The organism is Alkalicella caledoniensis, assembly GCF_014467015.1.
Lineage (GTDB): Bacteria > Bacillota > Proteinivoracia > Proteinivoracales > Proteinivoracaceae > Alkalicella > Alkalicella caledoniensis.
In genome coordinates this window covers 263,209-288,047 of the sequence record NZ_CP058559.1, presented here as the reverse complement: position 1 = coordinate 288,047, position 24,839 = coordinate 263,209, and the positions used below count along the sequence as shown (strand labels likewise).

The following is a 24,839-nucleotide window of genomic DNA, read 5'->3' as shown; positions in this document are numbered from 1 at the left end:
GGCTAGCCATAACTATTACTAAAATTATTGTATAAACAATTACCAAACAATAAATAGTGACTTATTATTTCATTTTAGATTATTTCCAGAAACTATGCCCCAAAAAGTTGATATATTTTCATTTAAAAAATTGCCACGTAGGAAATAAAAAAGTTAATATTAAAAAAAGTTTTACATTCATTAAATTGTAATATTAAAAAAAATACTTGCATATACATACAGTAAAAAGTATTCATATCTTGTATTTTTAAGGGAGGGAAAAACCTTGGCAGAGTTTGATCTTTACAAAGATATCGTAGAAAGAACCGGTGGAGATATTTACTTAGGTATTGTAGGACCGGTAAGGACAGGAAAATCGACTTTCATTAAAAAATTTATGGAACAACTCGTACTACCTAACATAGAAGACGACCACGAAAGGAACAGAGCAAAGGATGAGTTGCCCCAAAGCAGTGGTGGAAAGACTATAATGACCACTGAACCTAAGTTTATCCCTGAGAAAGCTGTAACAGTTGTTATCAGAGAAAACTTAAAAATGAAAGTTAAAGTGGTAGACTGTGTTGGCTATACTGTAAGTAGAGCCCTTGGCTACTCAGACGAAAGAGGAGAAAGACTAGTTAGTACTCCTTGGTTTGACGAAGAAGTTCCATTCCAGCAAGCTGCTGAATACGGAACAAAAAAGGTAATAACAGACCACTCAACAATCGGCGTTGTTATTACCACCGATGGGACAATATCTGATTCACTTGACAGAGGTGACTACATTGAGCCTGAAGAAAGGGTGATTACAGAACTTCAAGAACTAGGTAAACCCTTTGTAATGGTACTTAACACAGCAGATCCAAATTCTGAGTTTGCATTAAAACTTAGAGGGGATCTAGAAGAGAAGTATAGTGTTCCTGTATTGCCAATCAACATCGCAAAACTAAGTGTTCAAGACATCAACTCCATATTAGAAGAAGCCCTTTATGAATTCCCAATAGTGGAAGTTAAAATTCAGCTTCCAAAATGGTTAGAAGTTCTAGAAGGAGACCATTGGTTAAAAGACAAATTTAACGGTGTTGTAAAAAATATGGTTGGTAAACTTGATAAAGTTAGAGACCTTGATGGAGTTACAGAAGAGGTTTCAGCTGAAGAGTTCGTAAGCCGTGTGACCCTTGACGATGTAAACCTAGGTACAGGTCAAGCAAGAATAGTTATAGAATGTCCAGAAGAACTATTCTATAAAGTAACTTCAGAAAAAACAGGTTTAGAATTAGAAGGGCCTGAAGATTTACTTGCACAACTTCAAGAATTAGTGAAGATCCGTAAGGACTACACTTACATCAAAGATGCTTTAGAAGAAGCACGGGCTACAGGTTATGGTGTTGTACCACCACAACTAGAAGAAATGACACTAGACCAGCCAGAAATAGTAAGACACGGCAGCAGATTTGGTGTTAAACTTAGAGCAAGTGCTCCATCTATCCATATGATTCGCGTAGATGTAGAATCTGAGTTTGCCCCTGTAGTGGGATCAGAAAAACAAAGCGAAGATTTAGTAAACTACATCGAAGACGAATTCCAAGACAACCCAGAAAAAATCTGGGAGTCCAATATCTTCGGCAAGTCTCTCCATGAGCTTGTTAAAGATGGCATCCAAAATAAGCTTGGGAACATGCCTCCAAGCGCAAGGGAAAAACTACAAGAAACCCTTGAAAAAATCATCAACGAAGGAAGCGGTGGCCTAATAGCCATAATCCTTTAACAACAAAAGCTGTTGACCTATGTCAACAGCTTATTTTTTCTATCTACCCACACTCCAACAACCCACCCTCAACCAAAGCCCCGCCCCCTCAACAAATGTAGCCCATGCTTCAGCGTGGGCATACCCGCAATACAAAACAAAAAACCCAACAGCTCACCGTAACCTCCACATCCTGTAAACATGCTGGGACAAAACTCACTCGTCCTACTGCTACATGCTGGGTCCCAATAAAACAACCCCAACAACCCACCTCAATAAAGCCCCACCACCAACAAATGTAGCCCATGCTTCAGCGTGGGCAGACCCGCAATACAAAACAAAAAACCCAATCAGCTCACCGTAACGTCTACATCCTGTAAACATGCTGGGCCTAAAACTCACTCGTCCTACTGCTACATGCTGGGTCCCAATAAAAACCATAAAACAACCCCAACAGCCAACCATAAAAAAATACCAACCCCCTCAACAATTGTAGCCCATGCTTCAGCGTAGGCAGACCCACAAAACAAAATTTAGCTCACCGTAACTCCTACATCATGTAAACATGCTGGGCCTAAAACTCACTCGTCCTACTGCTACGCTGGGTCACAACAAAAAAATAAAATAACCCCAACAGACAACCAAGAAAAAATACCAACCCCCTCAACAATTGTAGCCCATGCTTCAGCGTGGGTATACCCACAAAACCATCAATAACCTAAACAAGCTGCAAACTGCAAACTGCGAAATGCGATTTCTGCCAAAAATCCCTTGACAAAATAAATATTATGTAGTATTATAATCTTTGTCAAAAGTCGGACTGTAGCGCAGTTTGGTAGCGCACTACGCTGGGGGTGTAGGGGCCGCAGGTTCAAATCCTGTCAGTCCGACCATTCAAAAACTATAAATTTGATACAATGTAAAGCCCTTGATTTCAAGGGTTTTTTTGTGCTTTCGGGAGTTTTTAGAGGTGGAAAGATAGGGGAATTGATGGATTTCATACACCAATATATGGTAAATTTGCACACAGCAAAATTTTGGGTGCATGGGGTGTGCATTTTTGGCTAGGGGTGTGCACCTTTTAGCGGAAATGGACGACGTATAAAAAAAGATATTCTCCAGGGTTTATTTGAGAACTTTGCTAGTTGAAATAGGATTTCACTAACTCTTCAAATGGTTTACCTCCTACACAAAAGTAAATAATATATTAAAAGGAATGCCGATATCATCCTATCCACAAGAATGATCAATCCTTACTACTTCTAAACGCAAGCAAAAGCTCTAGCGAACTGAACACAAGGCACTTAACTGCACTACCTAAGACTTTGAATTTTAGCATGTATTATTCAAAGTTACCTGAACATCCCCGCCTTTGGTCTACTGATGTAACAAATTATTATGTGTGATATATATATTTCTAATATGATAATAAATAAATGAAACTTTTTAGGCACTTTTACCGTTTATATAGTGAAAGAGGTGAGAAAGTGCAATTTAAGGATGACCAGCTAGTTAAAGAAATAATTTCTGGAAGCAAAACTTCTTTAGATACCCTTGTAAATAGATACTATGAAGTTATCTATAGTTATTCAATGAGGCAGGTAAATAATCAGCATCTATCTGCTGATTTAACTCAAGAAGTTTTCATTAAGATGATGAAAAACATAGATAAATATAGATTGGGGACTAATAGTTTCAAATACTGGCTCCTTAAAATAGCATTGAATCACATTAGGGACTATTTTAGAGCGGAAAAAAGTAGTAGGAATATAAACATTGAGGACTTAGATTGTTTATCAGATTATGACTCTGATAATATATTAGACATACTGGAGAAAGATGAGAAAAGAACTAGTGTGAAAAAAGCTTTAAATAGCCTTAAGGAAGAAGAAAGAGAGATTGTTATACTTAAGTACTACAACGAAATGACCATTAAAGAAATAGGTAGTTTAATTGGAGCCAAAGAATCAACGATTAAGTCAAAACTGTACAGAGCCCTTGAAAAGTTGCGAAAAAAATTAAAGGGAGGAGATAAAGATGAAGAATTTTAACGAAACGGATAGAGAGTACTCTGAACAAGAGTTAGATGAAATTTTACATTGTTTGGAATTAGATTGCTACCAGATTGATATGCCTGAAAAGGAACAAATTGAAAACTGTGTACAAAATTTATATCAATACCTTCCAAGAAAAAAAACTTTTTCAGATAAGCTAGGGTTCATATTCAATGAAGTTAAATTGGAATTATCGTATTTTAATAAATTTGAGCTAAAACACTTACTAACAATAACTATTATGTTTATAGCATTAGTTGTGGTTAGTGATAACAAACCAGAGATTATGTTTTTAAGCCTTGCAGCTGTTCCCATAGTAACAGGGTTCATAAGCCTAAATAAAAGTAAATTAAGCAACATGTTAGAACTTGAACTTAGTTTAAAAAGAAGCTGGAAGAACAGGTTGTTCAGTAAGCTATTTATAAACTACAGCGTGGCCCTTACCATTTTGCTAATTATGAGTATATGGGTGGTTGGCAGTGGTGCTGAGATTGATATAGTTAAGTACCTTTCCATATCTTTGTTTGTCCTTGGTGTATTAAGTGTTATGAGTTTATGGATATTATTTTACTCTAGGGGTTTACTGGGTTCCGTTATTACAATGGTTCTATGGTTAGTTTTCAGTGGTGGACCGTTATTTTCTACTAGGTATTTTCAATTATTAGAGAGTGTATCCACGATTAACTACATTTTAGGGGCTGTACTAACTACAGGACTATTCATTCAATATATAATAAAAATGACTAAGAGGGACTATGATATATCAGTCCAGCTTAGCTCGTAAAAAATGGGAGGAACATTATGAATTTAGAAATTAGCAACATTAGCAAGATATATAATAACAAAGTAATACTGGATAATATTTCATTCCAATTATTTGGTGGGATATATGGTCTAGTTGGGCCTAATGGTGCAGGTAAGACTACACTTATGAGAATAATCTGTGATATATTGCCTCAAGACAAAGGGTATATAAGTTTTGATGGTATGAAAAAAGAAGACCTTGATGAAAAATATAGGGATTTATTAGGATATCTTCCACAGGAGCTGGGGTTTTATGAGCACTTTACTGGCGAAGAATTTTTGCGATATATTGCTGTCCTTAAAGGTCTAACCAAAAAAGAAACTGATAAGAAGGTGCAAGAGACTTTAGAATTAGTAAACTTAACATATGAAAAAAAGAAGAAAATAGCTAAATACTCAGGTGGAATGAAAAGAAGACTTGGAATTGCTCAGGCATTATTAAATGATCCCAAAATTTTGATATTGGATGAGCCAACAGTAGGCCTGGACCCTATGGAGAGGATTCGCTTTAAGAACCTATTATCCAGAATATCAGTCAATAAAGTTATAATTCTATCAACCCACATAATCTCTGACATAGAGGGGCTTGCCACAGAAGTAATTCTTATGAATAAAGGTACCCTTAAAGGTAAGTATTCTCCAGAAGAGTTACTAGGAAATGTTAACGGTAAGGTATTTGAGATTAAGATAGAAGAAAATATGTATGGGGAATATAATGAAACCTACTTGATTTCAAGAAGGGAGATTGAGTCCGATGGACAAGTAAGGCTCCGAATAATTAGTGACAAAGAAGTAAAAGAAGGTAACTTAGTTAAAGGATCCCTAGAGGATGCATACATTTATCACTTGGAAAAGGAGGGGGAGAAAAATGGGTACTCTCATTAAATGGGAATTAAAACGCTTTGCGAAGAGAAAATATGTATTTGTAATTACCCTATTGCTAATCTTGCTTAATTTATATATAGTAAATTACGACTATGATAGCTTTCTTAACTATAATATGTACATGGAAAACATGGGGGAGGAGTTAAACATAATACAGGGTGAAATAACCCCTGAAAAAAGAGAGTTTGCCAAACAGCAAATTAAGAACATAGATCAGGAAAGACAGCATGCAAAAACTGAAGCTGAGGGATCACAGCTAGTAATGAGGAGATTTGTTTATAATGACTACTTAAACTATCAGGACAATCCACTTTTTCCTTTTTCCTATGGTAATAGAACATTTGAAAATAGGGATGAACTAATAGGTATGCTAAACAACCATGAACCACAGTCCGCAGAACATACAAAACTCAGCGGTTATTTAGGTTTAACAGAGAATGTTATCACTGATAGATTTTATATTATGCGCTGGGACTATATTTCTCAGCAAAACTTCTTACTGTTCCTAATGATAGTATTGGTAGTTGCAATGGCTCCGGTTTTCGGAGAGGATTATAGCAGTGGTGTTGCCTCTTTAACATTGAGTTCAAAGTATGGCAGAACTAAATTGGTCAAGGCAAGAATGTTTGCATCTATGATTTTCGGGACATTTCTATTAGCGTCCTTCTTTGTGACAGAACTCATCATGAAATTATCCCTAGAAGGGGTGAATGGTTTTCAAGGAAGGATATCCCAGATGGGGTTCATATATTTGCCTAATGTAACACCACTGATTGGGTTAACTGTATTCTTCCTATTCACTTTACTGTCAGCAATGAGTTTAGCTTTACTAACATTAGTCATAGCTTTATTTACTAGGAAAACGTTTACCGCTATGATAGTAATGGTGTTGATAAACATAGTAGCCGAATCAGTCAAGTTTAAGTATATCAATAACTTCAGTATCAGGTTGCTGGTAAATAACTTTTACTCTAGTTTTATTGAGTACAATCCTATTTCCGTATTTGGAAACATTATACATTATCCTATTTTTCTAGTTTTTTGGGTTTTGGTAATATCCGCTTTAAGTGCCTTACTTGTCCTAAATCAAGGTGGGAGGCAGCACTTATAATTCTGTTGCCTTGAAATTAAGTCAGTAAGTATGATTAGTAACCTAACAATAATTATGAAAGTAACACCACAATACATCTCAAGAAGGTAAGCTAGTTTGTATTTGGCATAGCGCTGGGGTGGTTGGGGTGTTCTCTTTAGCCTTGGTACAACTCTGCGGTGTAAGGTAGAGTTCATTAAAGATAGACACCTCAATTCATCTCAAGTAGTTAAGCTAGTTTACATTTGGCTTAGTACCTGGGTGGGTTGGGGTGTACACTTTAGCCTCTGGAGCAATTCTGGAGTGTAAGCTAGGATTCATCAAAGGGTAAACACCCTCAATTTATCTCAAGTAGTTAAGCTAGTTTGTATTTGGCTTAGCGCAAGGGTGGGTTGGGGTGTTTGTTTTTTTGTGTGGTGTGGTGTGGCATGCTATAGGATTACTTTTATTCATTCTGAAGGAAAATACAAGGTTATGTCGAATAAAAGGGTAAACAGTTTTAAATTGCTTGCTAGGGTGGACAAACTATCTCTTTAGTATTCTATGAATACATAAACGGGATAAGCCCTAAGACTGCCATTAGAGAGGGTGGTAAGTATACTGAACTTAAACGAAAAGCAGAAAGAAATCATTCTAGTTTTAGGTGATCTTAAAAAAGGAAAGATAATCGGGCAGAACCTTAAAAACAGAAAAGAAATCAAGAAAAAATACTTTGAAGATATAACTGATGTCAAATATGACAAACTATTAGATGGGCTATATTTCCAGGGTCTAATATCCTATATGCCTCCTGGAAGTATCAAGTATGTAGACAACACCAAACATAACTCAAAAGAAATACTTGAGAATCACTTTGTAGACGAATTAAAGTGGAAGGAGCAAGAACAGTACATAAAATTAACTGAAGATTCAGAACGTACTTTTAGTGGCAGAGCGTATTATAATAGTTTAATTTACGATGAAACAAACAAATCTTTACTTGAACTGCAAGAGCAAATAACTTTAATAGATAGAAAATACGTGGGATTAAAATCGCTTACTGAAAAAATCGATAATAATTTGATAAAAAACATAGAAATTCTTTCGATATTTATTGCAGTATTTGCTCTGATAGTTGGAAATATAAGTGTACTGGGAACTATTCAAGGATTAACAAAATCAGAGGCTATAGGGTTCATTTTTATTCTCAATGGGATATTATTACTTGTAATTCTATTTCTAATGATATCTGTTAGGAAGTTCATTTTAGAGAAAATGATAATAAAAAGCGGTTTGGACATACTGTATTTTATTATACCAATAGTTCTCATTACTGTAGGTATAAACTACCTATTTAACGAAGATCCTGAAGTCCAAATCGAACTGGAGACAGAAATCGAAGAACAATTAGATGAGGTAGATAGTAAACAAATTCTAAATAGTAAATCACTAGAGATATCATTCAAAAATAAACTCTAAAATGCTTATACCAAATCATCCACGTTGCCAGCCAAGACAGAAGGTAAATTACTGTTTCAGGAATTTCTCTATCTTTGTGTTCCCATAACCTAAATCCTTTTCTTCCTTTGTCAAATGGCCACAACAAGCTTACACCATTATTAGTGAAGGCTGTTTTCGTAAGTATTGTTGTTTTTTTAAATTTTTTAACCCAATACCTTTCTCTAGAAGGGATTTTATAAAGAATGTTGAATATGTAAATAACAGGAAAAATAAGGAGGATTAAATCATGCTAGATATAAGTTTTTTAGTGTTAATATCTATCCCTATATATCTAACTGTACTTTTAGTTGGTATAAAGAAAAAATACTCCCTTCAAAAACAACTTCTTATCTTTGGTTTCTTTGCATATTTAGTAGCAGTAGTGGCAGTAACTTTGTTCCCCTTTCCCGTACAAAGGAATTTAATTGAACATAGGAGGGAGATAAATTATATATCGAATAATTTCATTCCCTTTAAAACTATTCTAGAAACAATAAATCAAGGATACGGAATAAGAAGAGCACTGGGAGGAAATCTAGTTCTACTAATGCCATTAAGTATCTTTTTGCCTCTATTAAGTAATAAGTATATGAACATAAGTAAAATCACATTAATTGCACTTACAACTTCAATTGGAATAGAACTAGCTCAATTTACGTTCTCTTTATTCCTAGGTTTCAATTACAGAATGACCAATATAGATGATGTGATATTAAACACTATAGGTGCTTTAATTAGTTTTATAATCTTTATGCCTATTGCGAAATACCTAAAAAAAACAGTGCAATTATCAATTTAACAAGGTACCCAATTGCTACTTAATAGACCTCTAATGAGGTCTATTTTTATGCACCTCTTAATAGCTCAACAGTTGTATAATTAGACTTTTGACAGGCAGAAATAAGCATTTGCTCTGTTCGAATATCAAACGCTAAACCTTTACCAAGCTCCAGCCAACGGAACCAGTATAGGTAGTTATCCAAGTATTTAGTAGATACCCCCTGAAAACGCTCCATCCAGCCTTTTAAGCGTTTATGAAAGTTATTTACATGCTGAATATGATAAAGCCCTTTCTTAACACGCTCCTTTTGGTTTTCATTAACAGTTTCGTGTATTAATCCTTTTAGTTTTGCAAATTTCTTATAGTTAGTAGCGGTATCTGTGCATAGCAAAGCAGTAGGGCTGATATATTCGCCTATCACAAAATCAATTTCTTCGGCTTTAACACGACCAGTTCCAGCCTTTCTAGCTATCAGGCTCCCATTTCTATCTTGAGCTACCACAACGGCAATTTTTTGCTTTGAAATACCTCTTTTTTCATCTTTTTCGCCACGTTTTTTAGGTTTTCTATCAGTTACCTTGCGACCCTTTAAAGATTCACGAAAGAAAGTTTCATCACTTTCAACAATACCATCTAACTGATTAAAACCTAAACTGGATAAGGCATTAAGTATCTTATGCCTCCAATAAAAAGCTGTTGATATATGTATTCCTAGACGTTGGGCAATTTTAGGTAGTGTGTGCCCCTCCACCATAAGCTCTATGTATTTCACCCATTTTGAAGGATAATGAGAACCTGAAAAAGGGGTGTTTGTTAAGTCGTTAAAGGTTTTATCACAGTCTTTACATAAGTACCTTTGCCTACCTCGATACTTACCATTTCTTTTGATTGAAGTGCTACCACAATGAACGCAGGCCATACCTGCTGCAAACCTAGTTTCTCGTATACTGTTAAGTAGTTCTGTTATTTTACTAGGGTCTTCTAGGTATAAATCTATTTTCATCGCCTCAAATAGAGCTATTTGGTCTTTCTTATCTAAATCAGTGAACTCTGCATAAAGGTCTTTCCACATAAATTTCGCCTCCTAGAGCCTAATTATATCATTAATTATAATTTTCCCCTAAAAGCAACAATATATCCGAAAACAGCCTTAGTGAAAAAGTCAGCTAGAAAGTGGGACGTATAACCTATCCAGAAGGCAAATAGGTGTAATGTTATTGGATAGTAGATTCCTAATGAGCCGAGTAATAGGCAAATTGAATATACAAAAGGACTAGCTACTGCAGTAACAACCACAGACCAGACAAACGAGTGGGTATAGCCTCGGTGGTCTTTCTTAATTCCTCCATCTATGATATCTGGCAGCGTTGAAGATAGGTAGGCTATAATAGCAGAAGTAAATAGTATTACACTCAAACCCCAGGAGTATGGCTTGTATAGATGGGTCACTAATCCTGAGTAGGTAACAACGCCGACAGCTCTATGGGTACTCCATTTCATAACTAAACACACCTCCCTAATTTTATCTATGTCGAAAGAAGTAGAATAGAACATAGATGTAAGGGGAGGTGTGTTGTTTTTGTAACATCCACAAAAAGGGAAATTTCTTTATTTTCTTATGTCAATTTATTAGGACAATCTTTATTAGGCTAAAAATCAGCATACATTTTACCATATAGCATTGAATGGGGGAGTGAGAATGTATGTATAGTAAGCCTTTGATAGTTCATATAGACGGAACGATATTTTTGAATAATAGTATGGATCCAGATGGGCGCTTGGCGCAGACGCTAACCGAATTTACAGACCTAATTAAAATGCCTGAGGGGGTTTATACTTTTAAGTTAACTTCTTTTTCATTATGGTCAGCTGCTGCTAAAGGATATGTAGCTGCAGAGGTTATATCTTTTCTGAAATCCTACAGCCACAATAAGCTTGGACTGTATTTAGAGGAAAAAATAAACTATGTAATGAACCAGTACAGGAGACTGAGATTATGTGAGTCTGAAAACTATTTAGCTTTGATTGCCAAGGATGAAAAGATAATAAAGGATATTCTAAGTGACAAAAGTATCAGCAAGCTTTTGGTTTCCAAAGGAATACATAATACTCTATATTTTAAGATGTCGGATAAGATAGAACTAAAACAACTGCTGTTTAAGATTGAGTTATATGCTATTGATGAGACAAATAAAGTTGGACGCTCCTTAGATATTAACTTTCTTAGAACTACTAGAAGCGGTAAAGAGTTTACATTAAGAGATTACCAACTAGAAGCAGCAGAAAGTTATCTAGATAACAATGCTAGTGTTGGCGGTGGTGGGGTAGTAATCATGCCTCCTAGGTCTGGGAAAACTTGCGTGGGATTAAAGATAGTAGAGAGTCTTAATATGACAACTCTAATTATTACAGAAAATGAAGTTAGTTCTGAAAAATGGAAACAGGAAATAGTTGATAAAATGGATTTAAGTGAAAATAGTATTGAGTTATACAAAAAGGAACCACATAAAGTAGCCCCTATAACAATTACAGATTACGCATATATAACTAGTGATAGAAAGGCATTCGATCTGTTGAATAGTTATGAATGGGGCTTGGTGATTTTTGACGATGTTCATCGGTTGCCTGCTAAAACGTATATTGAAACTGCCAATTTTGAATCTAAACATAAGCTTGCTCTAGCAGCAACATTGGAAAGAAGCGATAATCAAGGAAATATGGTTTATGCTGTTGTAGGGCCAAAGTGGTATGAATTACTCCCTCAGACATTAAGAACGCTTGGCTATTTAAAAAGTATAGAGTGCGTAGAAGTAAAAGTTCCTCTGTCGGAAAAAGATAAAGAACTCTACTTATATAGCGAAAAGAACAACTTGGGAAACTACAAGTTAAGAGAGATAGCGGCGTTCAACGCTATGAAAAAAGAAGCGCTAAATGTCTTAATTAACCCTCATAAACGGACCCTAATAGCATCTTTTTATAAAGATTTAGCCAAAAAAATAAGTGATGAGTATAATATAAATTATATTGGTGATGAATCGGACCTTACAACACGATTACAAGTAGTTGAGAAGTTTAACAAAGATGAAATAAACAGTTTAATTTATACGCTGTTAGGGGTGCAATTTGAATTTACTAATATAGATACATTAATCTCTGTGTCCTATCGACAAGCTTCAACTAATGAAGAGTATTTAAGGTTAGGAAAGTTGATGGAAATAGATAAATGTAGTGAAGTGGCTAAATTTATTTCAATAATTTCAACTGATACCGTAGAAGAAAGTGATTATAGGCTTAGACGTAAAAGTTTAATTAACTATGGGTTTAGATTTAGTATCTTTGATTTGGCGGATCTACAAAAAGGAGGGGTAGATTCTTGAACTTAAATGAGTTTTTAGATAGGCTAAATAGGTCAGAAATTGAAGAGTTAGCTACAAATTTAGAAGTTGGTATATTTAATGATTGTGTAAGAGGTTTTTTAGTGCGGAGGATTAAAGAAAAACTTACATGTAAAGAAACTTTAAGAAAGAAAACGGAAGTATTAACAGAGCCTTGTTTAAAAGCACTGAACCAATTAGTTTATTTTAACAAGGTGGAGAATCAAGAACAGTTAGATGGTTTGAGGGAAACAGGACTTATTTATAAAGATAAAGAAATACCTATTGAAATTAAAGAGCTAATCAAGGAAATATTATACTTCAAAATACACACTAAGGACTATAACTACATTGAAGGGAGTCAAACCCCTTTTCTTAACTTAATTATATTAATAAATTTACTACTAGAGGAGAAAGCATACGTTAGAAAGGCTAAAAAGAAAACCATAGAGATAAAGTTTTATAATGAGGCACTCAGCATCGATACCTACATGAGGACTTTAGAGTTTCTGGAGTTACTAGTTAAATTTTTATTAGACAAGGGATTCGCACAATGGAAAGATAAGGACTTAGCAGTTGATAAGTTTAAATTACTAGAATGGTCTTCAAAGGAAACAGTTACAAGACTTGAGACATTTTATCAATCAATATTGTACAAAAACAAAAAGGTATCTGATATGTTAACTTCATTATCTAAAGTGCAGCAAAACCCTGAAGATTGGATTAGTAATGATGTTTTTCTAAACAGTGATATCCCTAATTCCAGGGATATGGTAGAGAAAATTGGTCTCATATCTTTTTCTAGAACAAAAAACGGTCACTATATGCGACTTACCCCAGAGGGGTGGTGTTACTTAAATGGTGAGTATCCTAAATACTGGCATGAGAAGAAAGTTCTAATTTCAGCTGATTTTGAAGTTTTTATCCCTAACAACTTTGATCCAAGTTTGATAGACTTGGTTGACAGCTATGGAGATATGAAGAAGAACGACTATTTGTTAGTTTACGATATAGATCCTAATGATAGGAAAGAAAAAATTGCCTCTCACAACCCTGACAAGTTTAAGAAACTCATTGAAGAGTTAGAAGCAAAAAGCACTTTCATGCCACAAGTAGTAGGCTATGAATTCAAGAAGAGACTGTTAAGAGAGTATGCTGGTAGGGAAACATTAAAAAATCATGTTTTTAAGGATGGGACTTAGGTCCTGTCCTTTTTTCTGTGTGCGCCCAGCATGTGCGTTAACTTGGCGGTGAAAGTCCGCTGTGGGCTTGGTAGTGGGAACCACTAGCCGAAGGCAAGGGTGTCCACCGTGAGGTGGAATCTGAAGGAAGCCCTAGGCAAAATCCCGGTCTGAGGAACACGAACCACATATAAGGCTATCTAGGACGGACGAGTTTGCCACACAAAACGAAGTCCAACACTACCCGAATCCTACATAGTAAATGTGGGAGATATATGGGATGAAGGTTAGCGTACTTACCTGGGGAGGTCTCAAGGACACGTTATGGAGATGAATTTTGAAATAACAACCCATGCAGTGATGTATGGCTGAACTTTGAGAAGTCAGCAGACGTCATAGTACCAAGATAGATGCATATATCTTGGGAAGGATTGAACATTAAGGAGGATGAAGAATTTGAAAGGTTCAAAGGATATGCAAAGACAGCAGAAAACTTCATGCGAAGGCTCTAGCGTAAATAATAGGATGGAATCTGAAGGTATACGCAGAGTGCCGAGCATACCTATGGCACCTACAAAGGAGACATCCAGTGCATCAGCTAATAAGCTTTTAGAAGATATGCTATCTGGGAAAAACGTACTTGAAGCCCTTAAACGGGTAGAAAAGAACAAGGGAAGCCATGGAATCGATGGAATGAAGGTCGATGAACTTCGTCCTTTCCTAAGGGAAAACTGGAAACCCACAAGAGATAGTATATTAAAGGGTACATATAAACCCCAACCTGTAAGAAGAGTAGAGATACCAAAACCAGATGGAGGGAAAAGGTTGTTAGGAATACCAACGGTACTTGATAGGTTTATCCAACAAGCCATAGCACAGGTATTAAATCAAGTATTTGACCCCCACTTTTCTGAAAGTAGCTTTGGTTTCAGACCAGGAAGGAAAGCTCACGACGCCATTCATAAAGCAAGAGGATATATGAATGAAGGGTATAAATATGTAGTGGATATGGACCTAGAGAAATTCTTTGATAAGGTAAACCACGACATACTAATGCACAGGATATCTAGAAGAGTAAAGGACAAGAGAGTATTAAAGCTTATCCGCCTCTACCTACAATCAGGAGTTATGTTAAACGGTATATGTGTCAAGAATGAAGAAGGAACGCCCCAGGGTGGACCGTTAAGTCCACTACTTGCCAACATACTACTAGATGACTTCGACAAGGAATTGGAAAAAAGAGGACATAAATTCTGCAGATACGCTGATGACTGTAACATATACCTAAAGTCAGAAAGAGCAGGACAAAGAGTTATGAAAAGCATAATGAACTTTCTTGAGAACAAACTCAAGCTCAAAGTAAACAAAGAAAAGAGTGCAGTAGATAGACCCACGAAAAGAAAATTTCTTGGGTTTAGTTTCTATGTAGCAAAGGGTAAATATGAGATAAGAATCCACCCGAAATCTTTAAGAAGAGTCAAAGAAAAGATAAAGTCCATAACTAGCAGAAGGCGGAGCATAAGTATGGAAGAAAGAATCAAGAAACTCAATCAAGTAACAACTGGTTGGGTAAATTATTTCTCCATAGCTAAGGCGAAAAGCATCATGCAGAAACTGGACGAATGGACTCGTAGAAGATTGAGGATGTGTATATGGAAGCAATGGAAGAAGTCAAAAACGAAAATAAAGAAATTAGTATCTCTTGGAACCCCCAAAGATAAAGCCTTCGAATGGGGGAATACAAGAAAGGGCTATTGGCGTATAGCCAAAAGCCCTGTACTTCATACAACACTTAACTACAAATATTTCAACTCGATTTCTTACAGTAGCCTTACGGCTAGATATCAGAAGATGCAAGTAACTTAATGAACCGCCGTATACCGAACGGTACGTACGGTGGTGTGAGAGGACGGTAAATAAAATAATTATTTACCTCCTACTCGATTATTCAGGAGATTTGATGGATTTAATAACACTAATATATGGAAAAATATGCACACAGCAATATTTTTGAGAGCAGGGGTGTGCCCCTTTTAGCGGAAATAAAAGTTATAATAGTCTTTCTTTTTTGCAGGAAATCAAAAGATTATGAAGAAGTCGTAAAGTGGTATTATATTTGTACCCTATTATTTCACTGGGAGGTGTTAGCTTGGATATAGTTACTTCTCTTAAGCAATTAAGTAATAGTAGAAAAGTTTTTCACTCAGAAGCAGATTTCCAGTTTGCTCTTGCGTGGGAGATTCAAAAGCTGTATCCAGATGCAAGAATAAGGCTGGAGTATTGTCCGGCATCTATTACTCCAAATATCCATATCGACATTTTGGTAATCATAGATAATATGTATTACCCGATAGAATTGAAGTATAAGACACTTGGTTGCAATAAAACCTTTGAGGATGAAGTTTTTAAGCTTAAAAATCACGGAGCCCAAGACTTAGGGAGATATGATTTTTTAAAGGATGTGCAGCGAGTAGAACAATTCAGTAAGGAGTTACCACGTTTTAAAGCTGGGTATTCAATATTTTTAACCAATGATCAATCCTACTGGAAAGATTCAGGTAGGAAGGAAACAGTTTACTATCAATTTAGACTATCCGAGGGTCTTGAGAAGGCGGGAATAATGTGCTGGGCAAGTCATTCAGGAGAAGGGACAATAAAAGGAAGGGAAACACCTATCGCTCTAGATTACAAATATACCGTTAAGTGGGAACAATACTGTAAGCTTGATGATAGCAGAGGTGGTACTTTTAATTATCTGGTTTTTCCACTGGAAAAGGATCATAATCTATAATTAGTTGCCAGTAATGGAGGGGGGGAGTAATATGGGGAAGTTTGAGAATGAAGTTATAGAAAGAATAGAACGAATTTTAGGCACTAAAGCTTATAAAAAGAAAACTTTTGAGTGGCTTACTAATAATCACACATCAACTTCTTCTAGCTATGATAAAGAAGTCTTAAATAAAATATTTACATCCTTCAATGGCTGTAAGATGAGCTTAGATGAGAAAAGGGTAGTGAAGCTTCGGGTAGACTCCTTTTTTGAGGAATTAGGGATAGTTGTAGAAATTGATGAAATACAACATTTCACTAATGCTAGACTGAGGTCTCTAGAAATTATAGAGAACTATAATTTGGATTTAGGTTACGACCTAGAACAATATAAAATATGGTGCAAGGAAAATTCCTCTAAAGCGTTTAATAAAGGTCAGGCTGGCTATAGAAGGCAGACTAAAGAATTTCCCTTTGAGAATGGGCGTTTATATCAAAGAGCTTACTTTGATTCCCTAAGAGACATTTTGATAATTAGGAATCTAGGTAAACCTGTTATTAGAATAAGTGAAATGGAACTAGCGTTTTGTAAGGAACTAGAAGTTTATATTATGGAGAAATTAAAAAGCTATAACATAAAGATACATGGCGGCGGTTAGAAAAACTCCTTAATTCACTCAGATAGGCAAGCTGCAGCTATACGCAAAGTACCTGGGTGTGTTGGGGTGTAAACTTTGTTTAAAGACTGTTTAATTGACATAATTCTATAAAATCAACAATTTGTATATCATTCCATGTACCTATTATGACCTTTGTGTCGGATTTCACAAGATGCAAACTATTGAGGTACTTCGTTTTAATTGTAGTGATGTGCTTTTTGCTTAGCAAATCTACAATAATTATTGATTTAGAATATCCTATCAAAATATATTGCTTGTTACTGCTTATACAAATAGTTGTGAAGTATCCATACTCTGAATTTAGACTGCAGTTTATTCCAAGCAATTCTTGAATGCAAATGATAGAATGCAGTTCTTTGGCAGACATATTATATGAAAACAACGCATTCTCTGCAATATCGTCATCAAGCCATTTATCAGAAGAGTTATTAATGTTATCGCCATAGAAGTAAACTTCATTTTTGAAACAGGCAAAAGAAGTAGTTTCCAGACGATATGGATACGATGAAAAAAGCTTCTCAAAGGTTCCTGTATCCTTTTGAATTAAAAAATCATATGCCACTGTTTCGCCGGTTGATATTGAACCTAAGACCATAAAGCTATTATTAGAAATAGGGACTAAGTTTGTTGCATTATGAAAGGGGAAACTATTAAGGAGTGTTATTTTGGCGCTTTTAATATCTAAAACAAAAATATTACCGAACCAATCGGATGAAATGAGCTGCGAGTCATTATTAATAAAATATAAACTATACCCCTCTTTGGACAAGCATTTGCTTTTTACTAATAGGTTTCCAGTTTCGATATCATGCACTGCTATATGACCCGACGTATTACTGTAGGCAAGCATTTTTCCATCGGATGATAATGCAGCCCTAGAAGGGTTCCTTAATGTATTAAACCGTTTAAGTTCATTTAAACCACTATCATCTATGGCGTACAATGAAACATATTTTCCTATATTTACCAAGACAGTTTCATCAGGTGAAAGTAGTTTATTGTATGAAGGAAGATTTGATTTCATATTATTACCCTCCCCTTGTTATATTTTTTATATCTAAATTACACGTCACTTTTCGACAACTATAAAAAAACGATATTTTTGCATATACTACAAAGATTCAGGTAGTTGTTTCTACATTTTAACTTTTTTATGCTCCTCTTTCAACACAATTTACAGTAGAGTGTACGTTATTTGCATATCTAGGATTTTCAATGTATAGGCTAACTAAACATGACATCAAGACTAACAACCCGTCGAACATATAACAAAAAATAATCTCACGAGCAGATTTATCGAAAAATATATAGCAGTAAAAAAGGAGGAGCAACCATGTCAGTAACAGACTTTAATGCAATGAAAAAATGGAACATCATACCTAAGAGCATCCAAGGTAGATTACTTAGTAATGTGTTCTGTGTAAAGTGCGGTGTCACAACCATAGTAGATTACTCAATCCAAAACCATAAGCTTGGCATTCTCCTAAGTGGGAAGTGTAAGAAATGTGGTCATAGTGTCGCAAGGTTGATTGAGGATGAGGAGTAAGATTGGATGTAGGGATGGAACTAAATAGTAAGGAGGTACTGATTTGTCAAAAAGGATATTCACTATAGATGAGGACGCACAAATCTTTAATATGCACTCAAGAACAATAAGAAGGTATATCAAAGAGGGGTCATTGAATGGCAGCATTGAGAACCTTAGCTGGTAAAGATGGAACTTCGGCAGCTGGAGTAATTTTTTCTAGTCAGTTAAAAACACAGTTGACTAGGAAAGCAGTGGCATATTCAGTTGCTTCAGGTATAGCAAGATTGGCTCAAATAGGCTTAACAGTAATGCTCTGGGCAGCTAATCCCGGTGGCGCACTTGCTAATTACTTAGATTTAAGGGACAGCAACCCTGGCAATGGTAGCAAAAAAAATAATATTACAAAAATCACCGAAGGTATAAACGTACCGTTCTTTTGCTGGCATAAACATATATATCTTGTTTAGAAACAGTAATTTATCTAAGTGGAAACCCCTATATGTTAGGATAGTTGTCGTATAGAAATTGATGTATAATGAGATTACGCCAATGAAACCTAAGGAGAAAACTTTGCCCATAACTAGCAAGTACAGTAAAGAGTTTATAGACTCAGTTATAAAAGTGTAGTTATGTTTGCCCTTTGTTAAGCAACATAGGAGAAATAAAATGATTATTAAGAGAGATCACCTGACTTGTAAGTTAAATGGTGTTTTTAATAAGTTTGGAAGGAGAAGAAGAGTTGAAAGTATTATTTTTAACAATTATTTTAACAATATTGTTTAATTTTTTAAAAATTCCTATTGGTGTGGTAATGCTAGTCTTTGGTATTATAAAAGGTCTAAGATGTCAAGAACATATAAAAACTTTCAATGCTGACATGAAAATTATTAAATTTTACAAAAACGACATATTCGAAGCCACCAGTCTTTTGATTGTCTTTTATTTTATGTATGATGGATTTCAAGCAAGTTCTTTCCAAGAAAGATTTGAGATACCTTTAACTGTATTTATTTTTTTTATAGCATTTTTCTTTTTGTTTCGTGGGCTAGAAGATAAACTGTTTGATAAAAGTTAAACAATTTATTACTAGATGGAAAAAAGAGGTTTTCTCCAGACCCATAATAGCTTATGTGTTATAAACCATCTAACTTTTGATCATGATTAAAGGTATTTATCTTAATTAAAATCCAAGGAGGAAAGCACATTTACCAGATTAAGTGGAGGAGGGGAAAAACCTCTATCTAGCATACTAAAGAACTGGAGTATCGACATTTTGGTAATTATAGATAACATGTGTTACCCCATAGATATGTGTTAGATGCAATTACATCATTTAAAGATATAAGAAATATGCGTTTCTGATTATGGTTTTTATGTGTAAGTATAACTTGTTTGGCAGTCTGTTTTGTTTGACCACTACATAGAATTACCTGGGGGGGATATCATGAAAAATAAAGTAAAAAATTCAATTGCTTTAGTATGGAACTTAATGGATAATATTGGTTTATTCAGCTACTTCTGGTTTTTTTCCATGTCAGGAGTTTTTTTTGGTTTTGTAATGGGCAACTTCTTGCCTTTTATTTTACTACCCCTAAATCTTTGGAGAGATAGTTTTGCGACTACATCTTTGTACTTGGGATACATCTTAGGATGTTTTATTGCCCTGAAAATGTATGTCAATCTAATTAAAAAAAATGAGTTGTATGATTTTGATACTGACTTGTTTAGTTTCATCAGATTAAGGAAGCTGCCCATTGGAACCATTATGCTACTTTTTGTATTAGGATTATCTGTGCGACCAACTGTAGCAGGAACATCGATAATCGGCAGTATAGGGGTATTTACCTCCACTGAAATGACCTTTATGACTGTTTTATTGATCATAGTTGCTTCTATAGTAATTGAGCCCATAATAAGAGAGTTGATTTTTAGGACAATTATCCTAAGGAAACTAAAGAGTAAATACAACATAAAGCTGGCAATTGTTGTTCAAAGTTTGTTATATGGCATATTTAATCTCAGTCCACTATACTTTTTTTATGGTATTATAATTTGCTTTGCGGTGTTATGGACAGGTAGCTTATTGTCTGGAATAATAATTAGCGCTGCGCAGAGTTATTCTCTTTTGATCAGAGCCATGCTTGATGTGGGTTTTGGAGACTATCAATTGCATAAGTTTGCTGGCAATTATGCACTGTTGTTAAAAACAGTTGTTTTTATAGTGGTGATATTTTTACTTTATAAAAATAGAAATAACGATGCTTTTGATGAAAAAAGTACATATTTCACTGAAAAATGGTGAAAAGTTCATCTAAATTTAAGAGTAAAAGCTTCTCGGTATTTAGGATAAAATAGAGGGGAGGAGAGAGATATGCAGATCAAACAAATGAATTCAAGGCAAGTTTTATGGATTATTATAGTAAGTTTGTTTTTTTTAACAAGTGCTTTTGTTATGTCCTTTGATACAGGATACCTGATTACTTTGCCATCATATGCATATTTAGGGGAGAACATGGTAAGAGTAGCTGACTATCCAGCTAAAGAAGCTGAATTGTATATACTTACATATTGGCAGGAAAAAGCTACACCTCTTTACTATATATATGGGAAAATTAACCCAAAGCTGGATTTAGTAAAATCAAAAACCGTTACGCCTAAGGGGTTGAACGCTGTTGAATACAGTGAAATCAGTTCCAATATGTTGGTTAATAGTCAAATTAAAGCAATGTATGTTGCGTTGACTTCAGCTGGTTTTGAAGCAGAAATATCATCTGAAGGGGTGCTCGTAGAAGCAGTAGTTGAAAATGGCAGTTCTTTTGAACTCCTTGAAAAGGGTGATTTAATTGTTACAGCCAATGGTTCCAATATTCGCTACCAAGAGCAATTGCGAGAAGTTACTAAAAAGCAGGGAGTTGGCGGTAGATTAACTATGGAAATACTAAGGGGTGGCGAAGAATTAACAATTACAGTTCCCGTCGGAAAAAACTCTAGGGGAGAACCATCTCTGGGTATATTTACCCATAATAAAAATATAGGGATAATCTCCCCTGTAAAAATTGATTTTAACGAAAGAGAATTAAGGGGAGGTCCTTCTGCAGGGTTGATATACACATTGGAAATATACAACCGCCTTATGGACGAAGTTGTTACAAAAGGGAGAGTAATAGCAGGAACTGGTCAAATTAATTTAGACGGATCAATAGGTGAGATTGAAGGCATGAAGCAAAAGGTTTACGTGGCTGAGAAGCAAGGGGCAGATATATTATTTTGCCCCAAAGGAAACTATGAAGAGGCAATATCTGTAGCCACAGATGTTAAAGTGGTAGCTGTATCCCATTTTAGTGAGGTTATAGCATACCTTGCTGAAGTTAATTGATCAGATACACCAATATATGATAGAAAAATTTGGAGTACTATGAAAGGCCGAAAATGACTAAGGTAAGAGTAAAAAGAACCTAACTAACTACTGGTGTTAAGGAAGAGAGGCTTAGTAAAATGACAAATGTATTTATAAGCTTAGCAATATTTATTGTTATGTATGTATTTTTTTCAATGTTTTTATATTTTAATAAAAAGAAAAGCGATATTAATAAAACTCCTTATAATTTCCATTTTGGATCACAGTTTTCGCAGTGGCTTTGTTTCCGACAATAATAATCACAATAATAGTTGCCAATAGTTTTTTGAGTTTGTTGCGGTATATGCTTATTTTATACTGTTAGTATTTTTATCAAATAAATTATATAAAAAACATAATAATAAAGAGTGGTAACCAATATCCGCTGGAAGTGAGTATATGAAATTGGGTTTTAAAATAAAAAAAAATGTGTCCTTACGTTCCTCAAATAGTAAGTGATTCCTTAGTAATGATGATGGGAGATTTACAGCGATTTGATGGAAGAAGTGAACATCAAATAATACTCCATAGATTGGCAGTTTCACTGGGCACTCCACAGCGAGGGAAAGATAGGGATTACTCAATAGGAGGTGTATATATGCACGGTGATTTACACATACATTCGGTTTTTTCAGATGGTACAAATACTCCATCAGAACTAGTGCAAATTGCTAAAAGGAATAATGTCTTGGTTATTTCATTGACTGATCATGATACTATTGAAGGACAGTATGAAATCATGAATGAGGCGAAGAAACATGGTATTAACATAATTCCAGGAGTTGAAATCTCAACTTCTGTATATGGAGTTAGAATCCATATTCTTGGTTATTACATCGATCTTAACAATGGCAAACTAAAAAAGTATCTAAAGGAAATGGCAAAAGCTAGGACCTTAAACACCCGAAAAATACTAGAGAAAAACAATGAATTGGGCTTATTAAATTACCCATGGGAAAAGGTTCTAAAACATCACGAAGGAAAAACTTGGCTTACCAGCCTACATACTTTTGTAGCTTTAGTCAAAGACGGAATATATGAAGAGAACCAATGGAACGAAATAAAAGATATACATTTTAGTAAAAAAAGCCCTAGTTACCAGGACTTAGATGGATTTACTGCCCGTAGTGCAATTGAAATAATTTTAGAGGCTGGGGGAGTACCTGTAGTAGCTCACCCAAAGCTAATAGGAGATGATTCACAAATAGAAAAACTGGTTGAGTATGGACTACAAGGGGTAGAGGCTCACTACCCTGCCCATAGTAAAAAAGATACCAATAGGTATTTGGATATAGCTAAAAAACACAACTTAATTGTTACAGGTGGTAGTGATTGGCATGGCGACTACACTGAATGGGACGTAGAGCTTGGTGGCTGTGGAGTGGGAGAAACCCATATCAACACCCTAGCAGCAAAGCATTCAGGAGCAACAAAACTATAAGGGTTTGTTAATCAAGCTCTATTACCTATTAAAAGGAAGTTATAAATAATACCAGTACTACTTGACAATACAGAGTAGTACTGGTATTATTTAACTAATCCTACTATGCATTGCTAAGTAGATGGAAAGTCAGGTGAGATATTTGGGAGAGACACAGTTATTAAAGGGTATTTTGGAAGGGTGCATTTTGGCAATTATTGGAAGAGGAGAAACCTATGGTTATGGTATTCTGATAAAGCTACAAGAATATTCTTTTACAGACGTACAAGATGGGACTCTATACCCTATACTTACAAGACTTGAGAGAAAAGAGTATATATCTTGTAGATTAGGTGATTCTCCTATGGGGCCAAAAAGAAAATACTATTCAATCACAATGGCTGGGAGAGAGTACTTAAGCAATTTTAAAGAACGATACCAATTAATTACTGAACAAGCTAATAGGATTTTATTTGAAGGGCGGGGGGATGTTGAAGATGAAAACAATAAATAATCTTAAGAACAAACTTTGGGGAGAGTATTTAGTTACCTTTGAAAAAGCTGAATTATACTATAAGCTAAGCAACATAGATCAATCTGTGATGGAAAGATGTTTAAATGAAATTGTGGACCTACTGTTAAATGCTCAAGAAGCAGGTCAGCAAGTGTCTAATATAGTAGGTAGTGACATTAAAAAATTCTGTGAGAACTTAAAACTGGCCTATATGCCTAATTGGCAAATGCTAAAAGTGACAGATGGACTTTTAGTTTGTAGTATATGCACTTTTATAGTAGGTTTACTGAGCATGTTCTCATCTCTCATTCCAATGTTTGCTATGGAACGGATACACATAGCAACGTATTTTACGATTTTTTTGATATCCATGATGGGAGCGGAAGTTATATCATATTTCTTAAGGAAAAAAGCATTTAATCAGAAAGAAAGTCTTTCAAGTAGGAAAGTCAAACTTTTCTCCAAAATGCATAAATACCTTTTCGTTATTCTAGTAGTCCTACTTGGTCTTGCTATGCCTAAAGTCCCTATTGAAATATCCCTGTTTCAAATGTTTTTTCTATTATGTACCTCTCTTGTAATCCATGTGTCGGCATTGATTATATTAGATCATGAAACAAAAAAAGAAATAACCACTTCATTTAATGAAAATTCAACATCATTTGAGGAAAAATTATTTGAATCATTGAAAAAGAAATATGCTAAGGTGAATAAAAAAAGGATAGAAAAAGGGAAGCAGCCCTTAAACCAGCTGCAAATAGTAGAGAAAATTAAAAAGGAACAAAGATTATGCTACATTCCTCAATTACTGATTTTTATTGTGCTTGTTTTTCAGTTGCTATTTCTAGTTTGGGTTCAAATGCGCAACAGCGTGGAAGTAATTCCAATGATATTAACCATAATCTTGCTTATTATAATAATTGTATTCATTTCTGTTCTTGGGAGAAGAAAAGATTTTTTCAATTTAATAACCAAGCTGGAAAAATGTGAATTAAAACTTGGAGATTGATGTTTCAATATAAAATTTGCATTAAAAATACTAACTATTCTTGATTAGACATTAAATATAAATTCGATACAATGTTGAGAACCCTTGATATCAAGGGTTTTTTTATTTTATGTATATATACTAAATTTACACTACCTTAACATAACTA

The 24,839-nt window shown here is 34.9% G+C and carries 24 protein-coding genes and 1 tRNA gene; 22 read left to right on the top strand and 3 right to left on the bottom strand.

The window, feature by feature from the left end; genetic code table 11:
* Positions 1 to 265: 265 nt before the first annotated feature.
* The 8 genes from spoIVA to HYG86_RS01415 all read left to right on the top strand — a co-directional run bounded on the left by spoIVA (position 266) and on the right by HYG86_RS01415 (position 8,837).
* Positions 266 to 1,747 (top strand): stage IV sporulation protein A, encoded by a 1,482-nt coding sequence (gene spoIVA, locus HYG86_RS01450; protein WP_213167196.1) that lies wholly within the window; start codon positions 266 to 268, stop codon positions 1,745 to 1,747.
* 795 nt (positions 1,748 to 2,542) lie between these two features.
* Positions 2,543 to 2,619: transfer RNA gene (locus tag HYG86_RS01445), tRNA-Pro, on the top strand.
* 594 nt (positions 2,620 to 3,213) lie between these two features.
* A complete protein-coding gene (locus HYG86_RS01440; protein WP_213167195.1) occupies positions 3,214 to 3,777 on the top strand; it encodes an RNA polymerase sigma factor in 564 nt (187 codons plus the stop codon).
* Complete coding sequence (locus HYG86_RS01435) at positions 3,764 to 4,564, top strand: hypothetical protein (RefSeq protein ID WP_213167194.1); 801 nt, start codon at positions 3,764 to 3,766, stop codon at positions 4,562 to 4,564. The genes HYG86_RS01440 and HYG86_RS01435 overlap by 14 nt, the downstream gene beginning before the upstream one ends.
* 17 nt (positions 4,565 to 4,581) lie before the next feature.
* Positions 4,582 to 5,469 (top strand): ABC transporter ATP-binding protein, encoded by an 888-nt coding sequence (locus HYG86_RS01430; protein ID WP_213167193.1) that lies wholly within the window; start codon positions 4,582 to 4,584, stop codon positions 5,467 to 5,469.
* Positions 5,453 to 6,580 carry a hypothetical protein gene (locus tag HYG86_RS01425; RefSeq protein WP_213167192.1) on the top strand — a complete coding sequence of 376 codons (1,128 nt, stop codon included), beginning with the start codon at positions 5,453 to 5,455 and terminating at the stop codon, positions 6,578 to 6,580. Before HYG86_RS01430 ends, HYG86_RS01425 begins: the two co-directional genes overlap by 17 nt.
* Positions 6,581 to 7,147: 567 nt before the next feature.
* Complete coding sequence (locus HYG86_RS01420; RefSeq protein ID WP_213167191.1) at positions 7,148 to 8,017, top strand: hypothetical protein; 870 nt, start codon at positions 7,148 to 7,150, stop codon at positions 8,015 to 8,017.
* Positions 8,018 to 8,285: 268 nt separating this feature from the next.
* Positions 8,286 to 8,837, top strand: a complete 552-nt coding sequence (locus HYG86_RS01415; RefSeq protein ID WP_213167190.1) for a VanZ family protein — start codon at positions 8,286 to 8,288, stop codon at positions 8,835 to 8,837.
* A gap of 46 nt (positions 8,838 to 8,883) precedes the next feature.
* On the opposite strand, the gene HYG86_RS01410 is transcribed toward HYG86_RS01415, so the two are convergent.
* Positions 8,884 to 9,891, bottom strand: a complete 1,008-nt coding sequence (locus tag HYG86_RS01410; protein WP_213167189.1) for an IS1595 family transposase — start codon at positions 9,889 to 9,891, stop codon at positions 8,884 to 8,886.
* 35 nt (positions 9,892 to 9,926) lie between these two features.
* Positions 9,927 to 10,319 (bottom strand): metal-dependent hydrolase, encoded by a 393-nt coding sequence (locus HYG86_RS01405; RefSeq protein WP_213167188.1) that lies wholly within the window; start codon positions 10,317 to 10,319, stop codon positions 9,927 to 9,929.
* Positions 10,320 to 10,522: 203 nt separating this feature from the next.
* On the opposite strand from HYG86_RS01405, the gene HYG86_RS01400 reads away from it, so the two are divergent.
* The 5 genes from HYG86_RS01400 to HYG86_RS01380 all read left to right on the top strand — a co-directional run bounded on the left by HYG86_RS01400 (position 10,523) and on the right by HYG86_RS01380 (position 16,802).
* Entirely contained in the window at positions 10,523 to 12,196 is a 1,674-nt protein-coding gene (locus HYG86_RS01400) for a DEAD/DEAH box helicase (RefSeq protein ID WP_213167187.1), read from the top strand.
* Entirely contained in the window at positions 12,193 to 13,395 is a 1,203-nt protein-coding gene (locus HYG86_RS01395) for a hypothetical protein (RefSeq protein ID WP_213167186.1), read from the top strand. Before HYG86_RS01400 ends, HYG86_RS01395 begins: the two co-directional genes overlap by 4 nt.
* Before the next feature lie 435 nt (positions 13,396 to 13,830).
* Positions 13,831 to 15,240: a group II intron reverse transcriptase/maturase gene (gene ltrA, locus HYG86_RS01390; RefSeq protein ID WP_246451945.1), complete on the top strand. Its 1,410-nt coding sequence runs from the start codon at positions 13,831 to 13,833 to the stop codon at positions 15,238 to 15,240.
* Positions 15,241 to 15,523: 283 nt separating this feature from the next.
* Positions 15,524 to 16,165 (top strand): hypothetical protein, encoded by a 642-nt coding sequence (locus HYG86_RS01385; RefSeq protein ID WP_213167184.1) that lies wholly within the window; start codon positions 15,524 to 15,526, stop codon positions 16,163 to 16,165.
* 31 nt (positions 16,166 to 16,196) lie between these two features.
* Positions 16,197 to 16,802, top strand: a complete 606-nt coding sequence (locus tag HYG86_RS01380; RefSeq protein WP_213167183.1) for a hypothetical protein — start codon at positions 16,197 to 16,199, stop codon at positions 16,800 to 16,802.
* 79 nt (positions 16,803 to 16,881) lie between these two features.
* On the opposite strand, the gene HYG86_RS01375 is transcribed toward HYG86_RS01380, so the two are convergent.
* On the bottom strand, positions 16,882 to 17,847 hold the full coding sequence (locus tag HYG86_RS01375; RefSeq protein ID WP_213167182.1) for a hypothetical protein: 966 nt from the start codon (positions 17,845 to 17,847) through the stop codon (positions 16,882 to 16,884).
* 309 nt (positions 17,848 to 18,156) lie between these two features.
* On the opposite strand from HYG86_RS01375, the gene HYG86_RS01370 reads away from it, so the two are divergent.
* The 9 genes from HYG86_RS01370 to HYG86_RS01335 all read left to right on the top strand — a co-directional run bounded on the left by HYG86_RS01370 (position 18,157) and on the right by HYG86_RS01335 (position 24,691).
* Positions 18,157 to 18,369, top strand: a complete 213-nt coding sequence (locus HYG86_RS01370) for a hypothetical protein (RefSeq protein ID WP_213167181.1) — start codon at positions 18,157 to 18,159, stop codon at positions 18,367 to 18,369.
* A 43-nt stretch (positions 18,370 to 18,412) separates the two neighbouring features.
* On the top strand, positions 18,413 to 18,535 hold the full coding sequence (locus HYG86_RS18245) for a hypothetical protein (protein WP_281391302.1): 123 nt from the start codon (positions 18,413 to 18,415) through the stop codon (positions 18,533 to 18,535).
* A complete protein-coding gene (locus HYG86_RS01365) occupies positions 18,507 to 18,818 on the top strand; it encodes a hypothetical protein (RefSeq protein WP_213167180.1) in 312 nt (103 codons plus the stop codon). Before HYG86_RS18245 ends, HYG86_RS01365 begins: the two co-directional genes overlap by 29 nt.
* A gap of 254 nt (positions 18,819 to 19,072) precedes the next feature.
* A complete protein-coding gene (locus HYG86_RS01360; protein ID WP_213167179.1) occupies positions 19,073 to 19,426 on the top strand; it encodes a hypothetical protein in 354 nt (117 codons plus the stop codon).
* A gap of 369 nt (positions 19,427 to 19,795) precedes the next feature.
* The gene (locus HYG86_RS01355) at positions 19,796 to 20,653 is read left to right on the top strand and encodes a CPBP family intramembrane glutamic endopeptidase (RefSeq protein ID WP_213167178.1); all 858 of its coding nucleotides are present in this window, start codon (positions 19,796 to 19,798) and stop codon (positions 20,651 to 20,653) included.
* 69 nt (positions 20,654 to 20,722) lie between these two features.
* On the top strand, positions 20,723 to 21,727 hold the full coding sequence (locus HYG86_RS01350; RefSeq protein ID WP_213167177.1) for a S16 family serine protease: 1,005 nt from the start codon (positions 20,723 to 20,725) through the stop codon (positions 21,725 to 21,727).
* Between the two features lie 448 nt (positions 21,728 to 22,175).
* The gene (locus HYG86_RS01345; RefSeq protein ID WP_213167176.1) at positions 22,176 to 23,189 is read left to right on the top strand and encodes a PHP domain-containing protein; all 1,014 of its coding nucleotides are present in this window, start codon (positions 22,176 to 22,178) and stop codon (positions 23,187 to 23,189) included.
* A gap of 121 nt (positions 23,190 to 23,310) precedes the next feature.
* Positions 23,311 to 23,682 (top strand): PadR family transcriptional regulator, encoded by a 372-nt coding sequence (locus HYG86_RS01340; RefSeq protein ID WP_246451850.1) that lies wholly within the window; start codon positions 23,311 to 23,313, stop codon positions 23,680 to 23,682.
* Positions 23,666 to 24,691, top strand: a complete 1,026-nt coding sequence (locus HYG86_RS01335) for a DUF1048 domain-containing protein (RefSeq protein ID WP_213167175.1) — start codon at positions 23,666 to 23,668, stop codon at positions 24,689 to 24,691. Before HYG86_RS01340 ends, HYG86_RS01335 begins: the two co-directional genes overlap by 17 nt.
* Positions 24,692 to 24,839 lie beyond the last annotated feature (148 nt).